General features: G+C 40.4%; 8 protein-coding genes. 2 read left to right on the top strand and 6 right to left on the bottom strand.

Annotated features, from left to right (window positions below):
• Positions 1-29: 29 nt before the first annotated feature.
• The 4 genes from addA to NSQ84_RS04835 form a co-directional block, all read right to left on the bottom strand.
• Positions 30-3,761, bottom strand: a complete 3,732-nt coding sequence (gene addA, locus NSQ84_RS04850) for a helicase-exonuclease AddAB subunit AddA (protein ID WP_311067015.1) — start codon at positions 3,759-3,761, stop codon at positions 30-32.
• Positions 3,751-7,254, bottom strand: coding sequence for a helicase-exonuclease AddAB subunit AddB (gene addB / locus NSQ84_RS04845; RefSeq protein ID WP_311067014.1), 3,504 nt, complete (start codon positions 7,252-7,254; stop codon positions 3,751-3,753). Before addB ends, addA begins: the two co-directional genes overlap by 11 nt.
• 158 nt (positions 7,255-7,412) lie before the next feature.
• Complete coding sequence (gene lepB, locus NSQ84_RS04840) at positions 7,413-7,919, bottom strand: signal peptidase I (protein WP_063386623.1); 507 nt, start codon at positions 7,917-7,919, stop codon at positions 7,413-7,415.
• 10 nt (positions 7,920-7,929) lie between these two features.
• Positions 7,930-8,547, bottom strand: coding sequence for a TVP38/TMEM64 family protein (locus tag NSQ84_RS04835; RefSeq protein WP_063386622.1), 618 nt, complete (start codon positions 8,545-8,547; stop codon positions 7,930-7,932).
• A gap of 152 nt (positions 8,548-8,699) precedes the next feature.
• On the opposite strand from NSQ84_RS04835, the gene NSQ84_RS04830 reads away from it, so the two are divergent.
• Entirely contained in the window at positions 8,700-9,080 is a 381-nt protein-coding gene (locus NSQ84_RS04830) for a hypothetical protein (RefSeq protein WP_063386621.1), read from the top strand.
• A 181-nt stretch (positions 9,081-9,261) separates the two neighbouring features.
• Here the strand turns inward: NSQ84_RS04830 and NSQ84_RS04825 are convergent, their stop codons facing one another.
• Positions 9,262-9,834, bottom strand: coding sequence for a competence protein ComK (locus NSQ84_RS04825; protein ID WP_082829581.1), 573 nt, complete (start codon positions 9,832-9,834; stop codon positions 9,262-9,264).
• Between the two features lie 229 nt (positions 9,835-10,063).
• Between NSQ84_RS04825 and NSQ84_RS04820 the strand changes: the two genes are divergently transcribed.
• Positions 10,064-10,285 (top strand): IDEAL domain-containing protein, encoded by a 222-nt coding sequence (locus tag NSQ84_RS04820; RefSeq protein ID WP_063386620.1) that lies wholly within the window; start codon positions 10,064-10,066, stop codon positions 10,283-10,285.
• A gap of 69 nt (positions 10,286-10,354) precedes the next feature.
• Here the strand turns inward: NSQ84_RS04820 and aceA are convergent, their stop codons facing one another.
• The gene (gene aceA / locus NSQ84_RS04815) at positions 10,355-11,638 is read right to left on the bottom strand and encodes an isocitrate lyase (RefSeq protein ID WP_063386619.1); all 1,284 of its coding nucleotides are present in this window, start codon (positions 11,636-11,638) and stop codon (positions 10,355-10,357) included.
• Positions 11,639-11,644 lie beyond the last annotated feature (6 nt).

Genomic DNA, 11,644 nt, shown 5'->3' with positions numbered 1-11,644 from the left:
TTGCCTCACCTCTAAAATAGTCTGCAAATCTATAATTTTATGATGAGCCCTGCATCAAAAAAGAATAAATACCGATCATCGACTCGTCTTTTTAAGATTGACTCTACCGCCTTTGCATACAAGTCAATTTGAATTTCATATCGAGAAGCAAGCACCTGTTTTGCCTTTTCAATGGATGGAAAACGATCCTTTACCGCATCCGTTTTGTAATCTAACAGAACGAGCCCATCGTCATCTTCAAAAAGGCAGTCGATCACACCTTGAACGATGACCGTTTCAGTATTGAGAGAACTTCCTTTTTCGTAAATTTCGTTCGCCGGAACTGCCAAATTGAAAGGGATCTCGCGAAAAATTTTTTTTGCGCCTTTTAGGCGTCTACCCAGCGGTGATTCAAAAAATTGCACAATTCCTACTACATTGACCGCTTCCACCTGCTCCTCCGTTAATATTTCTTTTTTCACGAGAGAATGCACGGTTTGTCGAATCGTTTGTTCCGTCAAGTCTTCACCCAATGGCAAATGCTGCATCACTGTGTGCATGGCCGTTCCTTTTTCTGCTGCTGTAAGAGATTTTGCCTGCATAAATTTCGGACGCTTGTACGAGGAATTCCCTTGTATTTTCTTCTTTATGGAAATGTCGCTGTATTCATCTGAAAATTGAAGTCTTCTTTTGATTTCCGTCACCGATTGCTTCGACCGGAGAGAGGCTGCATCTGAAAAAGGATAGATCCAGGACAACTGATTTTGCACTTGGTTGGCAAAGCTACTTGTTGACTGAACAGGAACAAAATTTCTCAAAGCGTCCATTTTTTCATCCATCATAACCGCTGCCTGCTCATTTTGCTCTTTTAATTTTTCTTCAGGAATCACATCAATTTGCAATTTCACCGGATAAGAGAAGATTTCATCCGCTGCTTCTCTTTCTTCTTCTCGTAAAATTGCCGCATCTTTATGACGGATGACAGCAGGACCGATCCAATCTAAATAACATACTGCCTTTAAACGATCGTAATCTGGAAGCAGCCATTCGCGGTGAGTGAATGATTGCTCCCATTCTTTAAACTTTTTTTCTCCGTCTTTCACTGTGCCGATTAAAAACAGCTTTTCCTTTGCTCTAGTCAAAGCCACATACAATACCCTAAGCTCTTCCGAAAGCATTTCCATTCTCAATTTCTTTTTTACAGCTATATAAGGAAGAGTAGGATACACAATCCGCTTTTTTTCATCGATAAACAGCGAGGCAAATCCTAATTCTTTATCGAGCAAATATTTTTTGGTCAAATCTTTCATATTAAATCGTTTAGATAAACCTGCACAGAAAACAATCGGAAATTCAAGCCCCTTGCTTGAATGAATCGTCATAATTCGGACAACATCTTCCTGTTCTCCTAAAGCTCTTGCTGCTCCTAAATCATCGCCCCGTTCCTGCATTCTTTCAATAAACCTCAGGAATCGGAACAATCCCCGAAAGGACGTTTCCTCATATTGCCTTGCTCTGTCATATAATGCCCTTAAATTGGCCTGCCGCTGCTTTCCGCCGGGCATTCCGCCTGCAAAGTCAAAAAAGCGGGTATCACGGTACAATTGCCAAATTAAATTCGAAACGGAGCTTTTTCTCGCCAAGTTCCGCCATTGATTGAGCCGGCTGACAAATTCGCTTACTTTCTGATAAAGCTCGCTATGATGGGCTTTTTCTTGCTGCAAAAATGATTCAAGTGCATCGAAATACGGACCGTTTTTCTTATAAAGACGGATGATGGCAAGTTCATTTCCGCTTAAGCCGACAATCGGCGAACGCAGCACAGAAGCGAGCGGAATATCTTGATAAGGATTGTCGATAATTTTTAAAAGCGAAAGCATAATGGCCACTTCTGTTGCTTCAAAATATCCTGTTGATAAATTCGCATACACCGGAATACCTTGCTGCTTAAACTCTTCCATGATTTGCGGCGCCCAAGGCATCGAACGAAGCAGGATCACAATATCTCTGTATGTGACAGGTCTCGTACGATCAAGCTTTCGGTCGTAAACAGGAAAGCCTTCCTGAATAAGCTCTTTTATTTTTTTCGCCATAAGGCGGGCTTCAAGCTGCACCGTTTCCAATTCTTCTTCATCAAATTCAATCATTATTTCTTCTTTTTCTGCTAATTCCTCCTTCCGGCGGTCTATTAGGAGGAGCTCTGTATTCATTCTACTGTTCTCTGGATAACGTGCGCCAAGCTTCAATTCTGCTGCCTCATCATAAACGACTTCGCCTACAGTCTCTCCCATCAATTGTTTGAAAAGAAAATTTGTGGCGTCCAAAACTTCTTTTCGGCTGCGGAAATTTTTAGCTAAATCGATGCGCAAGCCGGAATTCGTTCCGCTGGAGGTAAACCGTTTATATTTCGCCAAAAACAATAACGGTTCAGCCAGCCGAAAACGATAAATGGATTGTTTTACATCGCCGACCATAAATAAATTTCCTTCCGCTTCATGATCCTTTGACACCAGCTTTAAAATCGCTTCCTGCACCAAGTTGGTATCTTGGTATTCATCCACTAATACTTCTTGAAATTGTCGTTTGAAAAACAAAGCAGCATCACTCGGAACAACATTTCCCTTCTCATCTTTTTCTGTTAATATTTGCAAACAATAATGCTCAAGATCCGAAAAATCGACAATTCCTTTTTCTTTTTTCATTGCTTCCAGCCGGACAGCAAATTTTTTCACCAAGTCGGCTAAACAAATCATTGTGCGCTTCATTTTTTTCAAATCGAGCAGTTGGTTTTGAATATCCCTAGAGAAAAGCTCATTTTTTAATTTCTCTATTTCCTTTGTCGCTTTCTTTCTCATTTCCGTCACTTCATCAATGAGCTCTTTTCGATATTCTTCTCCCCTGCATGCCTTGGCGCGTGTCGGTTGAAAAGCTCTCATTTGCTCGGCAAGCTCCTGCCACGATGAAGCGTTTATAATGTTTTCCACCTGTTTCATGTCATCGAGTAAATTTTCAGCCCTTGGAGAGGGGCCGCCCGGCAATTTCGTAATGTCGAGAGCTCTCGCTAACAAATCCTTTATTCCGGAAAGCTGTATCGCTATATCCTTCCGTAAATATTGAAAAAACGGCAAGTCCTCGTATGATTCAGCTTGTTCTATGTCATACATTTGCACCATTTCATCAAGCCATTTTTCCGGGAATGGATTAGATCTAGCAAATTCATAAATGGATCTAATAATTTTTTTGATTTCATCATCTGAGCGATCGCCTGTATATTTGTCAACTAATTCGAAAAATAGTTCATTATGCTCCATTCCGTATTCTTCTTCTAACAATTCATCCATGCAATCTTCCATTAACAGTTCCATTTCTGTTTCGTCCGCTATTCGAAACCCGGGATCAATATCAATTTTGTAATAAAATTTGCGAACGACTTGCAGGCAAAAAGAATGCAATGTTGATATTTGCGCTTTGTTTAAAAGGGTTAATTGGCGGCGCAGATGGAGGGAAGAAGGCTGTTTTCGCAAAGCCTTTGCCAGCGCTTCGCCAATTCTGCTGCGCATTTCTGCAGCCGCAGCGTTTGTAAACGTTACGATTAACAGCCGGTCCACATCTACAGGATGCTGATTGTCGGTCAGCTTGCGAATAATCCGCTCAACTAGAACGGCCGTTTTCCCTGATCCGGCAGCGGCCGCCACTAATATATCTTGTCCGTCGGCAACAATCGCTTTCCATTGTTCATCGGTCCATTGGCCTTTTTCTAACTTTTTCAGCTCATTCTTCATCTGAATCCACCTTCTCTCTTACCTTTTGCAGCACTTCTTCCCCTTTTAAGCTTTTCAATATGCGAAAACGGTTCGTTTCAATCGATTCATCAAATTGACAGACCGATTTAAAGGAACAAAAGGTGCAAGGCGTTTTCTCTTTCATTTTATATGGCGCAATGGAAATATTTCCGTCTGTTATTTCCGTACCGATCCGCTTAAATTCGCGCCGGATATACGAGCGTAATGCATGAAATTCATCCTCGCTGGCGATTTGAGAATTTGCATAAAATTCCCCGGTTTTCTTTATGCCGGCTTGAACGATTTTGGAATAGCCGCTTTCCAATTTTTGATCCATTAACCGCACCGTTTCTTCGTCTCCAAGCAGCAAGCCTTTCATTTTAAATTTCTTCAAAATTTCTTCTTCTATTTCATCATCCGTTAATAAATCTGGGGACTGTATGAACGGATCATGAATATGGAAATACAGCACCCCTGCTGGAGTCGCTTCTACGCCAAGCCAAGATTGAGAATTGGAAATAACAACATCCAAGTAAGTGAGCATCTGCAGCGCAATGCCGTAATACACTTCTGCCAAATTTAATGTTTTGTCGCTCGATTTAAAATCGACGATGCGAAGCAAAAGACCTTTCGAACTTTCCGCTTTATCCACTCGGTCTATCCTTCCGACGACCTCCAACGTACATCCGTTTTCAAGCTTAAATCGGAACGGGGGGAGCTTGCTTTTTTCATCAAATGATATTTCTAAACCAATTGGGACAAAACCGCTTGCTTTTGCATGTTCGCTTAAAACCTTTGATGCGCGGGCAACAATATTTTGAAGCTTGCGTTTAATATAATAGTGGCGGTTTGTGCTCATTAAAATTTCTTTTTGCAGCTTCGGCGCCAGCTGTTCGACTGCATCATGAGCAAGTCTTTCGCAATTCTCCTTTGTTAATTCGCGCCATTCTACTTTCATGCTTTGAAGCCGGTCTGCCATCAGCTTTAATGCCGCATGGAACAATTGGCCGATATCCGGCGCTTCCAATCTGTAATACTCCCGTTCTTTTAACTTTAAGCCGTGAGAAGCAAAGTGGGCAAAAGGACATGCCCGAAACCGCTCCATCCTTGAAACGCTTCCTTGTATTTTCCGTCCATATAATTTTCTGCTTACCTCTTCGGATAAAGGTCTTTCTGTATTTGAATAAAACAGGCTGGCAATCGCCTTTTTCGCTTTGCTGCTCCATTCTTGATCATATACAAAGTAATTGTAAACATCCCACCACAGCTCATGGAGAGGATACTGCTTTTTCCAATTTTGCAATTTTGAAGTTAAAACAGACAAAGAAACATTCGGACTGACAATAAAAGAAAGCTGTTCTTCCGCCTCCTCACTTTCCGGTTCATTAAGAGAGATCATTTCCTTAGCATCTGGAAACATTTCTTTTAACCGTTTGACAATAATAGACGGCATGAGCGCTTTTCCTTCTTCATCCGCCAAAGAATACGATAAATACAGCTTTTGCTTAGCAGACGCGAGCGCTAAATAAATCAAAAAATTTTCATCCAGCAATTTTCTTCGAGCTGTCGGCGCAAGCTTCACTCCATTATGATATAGAAGCTCTCTTTCATCATCTGTTAAAACTCCGTCTTCCACCGGTTTTGCTGGAAGCACTCCGTCATTTGCTCCTGCAATAAATGCCATCTTAATGCCATATAAACGTGACCGGTCAAGTGTTGCGACAATCACTTGGTCAATGGCCGGCGGAACGAGAGAAAATTTCATCGATTCCATTCCGGTTTCGACCATTTCCCTAAACAAATGAATGGAAATTTCCTGATCGCCCATAATTTCTACAAATTCATCCAATAGCTCTATCACAGCATTCCAAACTTGATCATGCTCCCTTGCTTCAATCAAGTTCCCTCCATTTTCCGCATCTAGACGAAGAAGCTCCAGCTTATCAGGCACTTTTGTTTGTTCTAAATACATATATAGCGCTTCGGCCATATCCCTGCCGGTTTTGGCGCGTTTCATCTTATTTTCCAATGCCTGCAGAGGCTCCACAATCAGCTTCCGTAATTGATTGATCCGTTTTTCTATTTCCTCTTCTTCATCTGTCTTTTTGTCGTTGTCATAGAATGAATGGTACTTCCTGTACGTCCAGCCGGCTTGATCCGTCCATTTTTTCCCTTGAATACCGTAGGCAAGCACATAATTTTCCAATTGATCCATTTCTTTTCTCATTTCGGCTTTATCGGCATCTAGCGGGTAAAGAAATTCTGTTTTAATCGTTCTGAAAACAGCTTCATACCGCCAGTTTCCGGTTATGACTTCCAAGCTCGAGCGGATAAATTCGATCAGCGGATGATATGTCATTGAGCTTTTTTCATCTATAAAAAAAGGAATCTCGTAATCTTGAAACAATTGCTCCAGCAAATCTCTGTAATCGGACATGTTTCTAATAAGCAGTGCAATCTCCCGAAATCGCACTCCCTCATCCCGAACGAGGCGGATAATTTCTCTAGCAATCCCTTCAATTTCGGCGCGTCTATTCACCGCTTGCATAAATACAATCGCGCTGTCTCCGTGAAAAGGTTCGGGAGTATGGGAAGAGTACATTTTTTCTAGATGAACAAGTGACGGCTCTTCAATAAAACGTTTCCGGTCAGTCATATATGCTACTTCATCAATGGAAATATTATTTCGTTCAGCCATTTTTTTCAGCAAAGAAAAGGTTTCAGCCGTCATGTAAAATAAATGAAGCTCGTCGGCAACGGCCTCTTCAGGCGGTTTATCCAATGTGAGAGCAATTGTTATAGAAGAAGCTGTTTTCAGCATCGATTCGATTACTTGCAATTCTTGAGGCGTAAAATTGTGAAAGCCGTCGATATAAATTTCCGCTCCGTCCATGTAGCTTGATTCATAAATCTTCTCTGAAAGAAGCTGCAAATAATCCTCTGAATCTATGTATTTATCAGCAAATAATTTTTCCACGGAACGATAGATGCCCGCCAAATCTTTCAATTTATCGGAAAGAATCCGCTCTCTATGATCATGGCTTTCCGCTAATTTTTTTACTTGATCATCCAGCATATCTGGACTGATGATATATCTTTTCATTTCTGTAATCATCTGTTCGATATGCTCAATAAAGCCTTTTTTTTCACTGGCTTTGGAAAACACTTTAAATTCGTGCTTTTTTTCTTCGATGATTTTTCGAAGAAACATGTTCATGCCTGTTTGGGAAATAAAGGTACGGCTGATGCCTCCTTCCTCCTGCAGCACCCTCCACGCCAAACGGTTGAAGCTCAATACTTGTGCTCTAATGATTCCTCCTAATTCCGGAGTTTTCATCAGTTCATATTCCATTTGAAAAGTCATTTGATCTGGAACAAGAAACAAAATAGGTTTTCCATTATACGGATCTTCTTTTAATTTTTCCCTAATTTTGTTTAAGATTGCCGTCGTTTTTCCTGTGCCGGATGAACCGACCAAAAACTTAATACCCATGAAATCTCCCCCCTTCAGAAGGCATCCAAACGGAAAATGGGACAATTTTCTTGTCCCATTCTGATTTCGTGTTTATGAATACATTTATTTTACTGTAAATGGTTTTGAAAATCCATTGATTCGGACAATCCGAATTTCCAACTAATAGGAATCATCGTTTACGGTTTTACCTCTCCGATCACATTTTTTTCATGAACAAAGCCAAAATGCCGGCTGTCCCTGCTGTTTAACCGATTGTCGCCAATGACAAAAATACATTTTTCCGGCACCGCTTCTTTTCCAGTTATTTCTTTTAATGTAAAATTCCCTGTGATTGGATTTCCATATACTTTTTCTTTATTTTTCTTTAAAAATGGTTCCGGTACATATTTCCCATTCACATATAATTTGTCGTTTCGATATTCAATTTTTTCTCCTGGAAGGCCGATGACCCTTTTAACCAAAACTTGCTTTTCGCCGGGCATCTGAAACACGACAATGTCAAACCGTTCAATTTTATTAAACCGATTCGTCAATTTATTTATATAAAAATGATGGCCTTCTTTTAAGGTGGGCTGCATCGATACGCCATCAACAGTGTACGCGGCAAACGCAATATTTTTAATTAAAACGGTTGATAAAAGAGCTGAAGTGACGATTCCCGCAATAACTCGTTTTTTCCTCACGGCTCTTCACCTACTTTTTATCTTTTCGTTTAATTAACGAAACATTTAAACGCTGCTCAATCCTTTTTCCGATAAACCACATGAGCGCCATCACAACAAACACAATGATCAACCGGACGGGCTCTTCAATCAGCTCCCGTAAATCATACCCTGATAAGCTAAGCATAAAAATCATCACGAGCTTCCCTGATAAAACAGCGAGCGCAAACTGCCACACATTGATTTTGGAAAGACCGGCTACTACATTTACAAGCGCAGAAGGCGTAAAAGGGAAACAGAGCATTAAAAATAAAGGAGCAAAGCCGTGCCGTTCGACCCAGTTCATCATTCGTCTTACTTTTTCATGTCTGCTTAAAAAATTTAAAAAACGCTTCCGGCCAAACTTTCGCACTAAAAAAAACACGAGCAATGCGCCTGCCGATGAACCGATCCACGAGTACAAAAAGCCGAACCAAAGTCCAAATGAATTAGCGTTCGCAATTACAAACAGAATAAGAGGCAAGAACGGAAAAAAAGCCTCAAGCATCGGAAGCAGAATCCCTGGAAGAGGTCCGAGCGCTCGGTATTCTTTAAAGAATCGTTCAACATCTTCTAATGTAATGGAATCGAAAAATGCAATGACATCCATATCTTAACTCCTTACTTCAACATCTCCTTTTATTTTACACCTTTTGAGCATAAGTTGAAAAATTTTGCCGAAAAAAATTAATTGAAATGATTTATTTTCCTGTTTTATAATAAAAATAGAACATATGTTCCATTTGAAGCGAGGTATTCCCTATGTCGAAAATACCAACCGACATTCGCCATTTGATTGAACAGTCGATCTACTTACCGATGACTGCTACGGTGCTGAACAAAGACATGAATGTCGTAAAAAAAAGTCCATTCAAGCTGAAAGATCCTTATTTGCATCTAATTGAAGAGGCGTTAAAGCTTGTACAAAAAGATTTGGCAGAGGTTCGCAAAGAATTGCGCAGACAAAAGGTGAAAGTTTTAAAAGCCAAACAGGATGAAGCATTCACAACGTACACTTTCTACTATAACGGCTACGAAGAACACCACAGCTACTTCAATCCAAGAATCCGAAATAAAGTAAATGAACTGATTGAACATTATTTGTTTAAAACTGAAAAAAAATCTGGCATTCCAACCTCTTAGACTTTTTATCTTAAAAGAAAGACAACGGCCAAACCGTTCGCTACAGAAGATGAGGGAACAGGACTATTTGTTTCGCCCGTTGAATGCCTGTCCCCTTATAACAGAAAAAATGAAATCTCCCCCATTTTCTAACACGGAAAAAAGCACGCAAATTGACAGCTTGCGTGCCGGAAGATAAAGCTTATCCATCTTCTTTTCTGAATTCGCGAACGAGCTGTTCATAAATATATGCATGCTGCTCCTTCGGAAAAAGGATTGTGTTCATGCGGCGCTGCTCCTGCTCAATTCTTGAAGAGATAATCGTTCGAAGATGTGCCGTTTTATAAAATTGATGGGAAAAAGAAGATGGAGATATGTCAGCAACTATTTTCTGACCGTTACGGAATATGACTTCCGTACAATTCGAATCTGTTTTCATAAAGCGGGAAATGTGGGAATGGGAAAACCAGGCGCACTGATGCCTTGCGGGTGAATGAGTAGGAAAAAAATAAAGGGAATTGGCAGGATCAATGACAATCGGAAGCTTTTTTGTTATGCCAAGCAGCCCTTTTGATCCTTCAACTCTTCCTTTAAAGCTTGAACCATAATAACGGCAGCTTTGATCAATAACATAAACAGGTCGAATAGGTACTATGCGCTCTCCGCTAGTTTCCAAAATTTTAGCGTACAAGTGATGTTCTTTTCTAAAAGGCAAAATTGCCATTGTTTCCCCATTTACAATACATTTTTCTGCCTCAAACTGCTTCGTACTCACTAGAATTCTTACCTCCTAATTTTTTCTATATAATAGTTCTTTTTTACTGATTCAAATCTATCATAAAAATTCCAAAATTTCTATATTTTTTTAAAATTTTTAAATACAAAGCATTAGATCAAGGTAAGATGTTATTGTTAATATAATTTTTCTAAAAATTACAAATTATAAGTTGATTTTTCCTTCCGAAATCCATATAATATAAAAAAGGCATCAGAGGTGATGGGTTATGGAAAACCGGAAATCTTATTCCGAACTGATGAAGACCCGTTCTGTGAAGGAAAATCCAGAAAACTTCATGATGGATGTATACATCCAAATGATTCTGGACGAAGCATGGTTCAATCATCGAAAAAAAATGCTGGAAGACAAAATTAATGATGCTCTGGACCGAAAAGATAGAGAAAAATTTATGGAGCTATCCAAAGAATATGCGAAATGGGTGCGTTAAATGATAAAAAAAAGCCAATCCCAGAGGATTGGCTCAATCTATGTGAAGGTAATGATTATGGCCAGTCAATTAAGTTGTGGTAAATTGTTCAGCTTCCGTAGACCCTTTTAAAGCGGTTGTAGAAGAAGTACCTCCAGTAATCACTTGGGCAACCTCATCAAAATAACCAGTTCCAACCTCCCTCTGATGCCGTGTTGCTGTATAACCATACTGTTCGCTTCTAAATTCGGCTTGCTGAAGTTCAGAGTAGGCAGCCATTCCATGATCTTTATACTTGCGTGCAAGTTCAAACATGCTGTAATTCAATGCATGGAATCCAGCTAAAGTAACGAATTGGAACTTGTAGCCGTAAGAAGCAATTTCCTTTTGGAAACGTGCGATAGTATCGTCATCAAGCTTTTTCTTCCAGTTAAAGGAAGGCGAGCAGTTATATGCCAATAACTTGCCTGGGAATTCTTTATGAATAGCCTCAGCAAACTTCCGTGCTTCTTCCAAATTAGGTTCAGATGTTTCACACCAAATCATGTCTGCGTATGGCGCATATGCCAAACCTCTAGCAATCGCTTGATCAAGACCAGCGCGAGTGCGGAAAAATCCTTCCTGTGTCCGTTCCCCAGTAATAAACTCTTTATCCCTGTCATCGATGTCGCTTGTGATCAAATCAGCCGCATTGGCATCAGTGCGAGCAATGATAACAGTCGGAACATTCATCACATCAGCAGCCAGTCTTGCAGCAATCAAATTGCGAATAGCTGTTTGTGTCGGGAGCAAAACTTTTCCGCCTAAATGGCCGCATTTTTTCTCAGAAGACAATTGATCCTCGAAGTGAACAGCAGCTGCTCCTGCTTCAATCATCGCCTTCATCAATTCAAAAACGTTCAACTGACCGCCAAATCCAGCTTCAGCATCCGCAACAATTGGAACGAACCAATCAATTGAATGATCCCCTTCCATATGATGGATCTGATCTGCCCGCTGCAAAGCTTGATTAATCCGCTTTACGACATGCGGCACACTGTTAGCAGGATACAAGCTTTGATCCGGATACATTTGCCCCGCAAGATTAGCATCTGCTGCCACTTGCCAGCCGCTTAAGTAAATTGCTTTTAATCCGGCTTTTACTTGTTGGACAGCTTGATTTCCTGTCAAAGCTCCGAGGGCATTTACGTATTCCTCAGTTTTCATTAAATTCCAAAATTTTTCTGCTCCTCTTCTGGCAAGAGTATATTCGATTTCAATGGAACCTCTAAGCTTCAACACATCTTCAGCCGAATAAGGGCGTGTAATCCCTTTCCAGCGTTCATCTTTCTCCCAGCTTTCTTGCAATTGTCTCGCTTTTTCTTGTAATGTCATCTTTTC

Origin of the sequence: Aeribacillus sp. FSL K6-3256, assembly GCF_037965805.1 — a bacterium.
Classification (GTDB): Bacteria; Bacillota; Bacilli; order Bacillales; family Aeribacillaceae; genus Aeribacillus; species Aeribacillus composti.
Note: the sequence above shows the minus strand (reverse complement) of the source record. Positions and strands in the feature narration are given on the sequence as shown.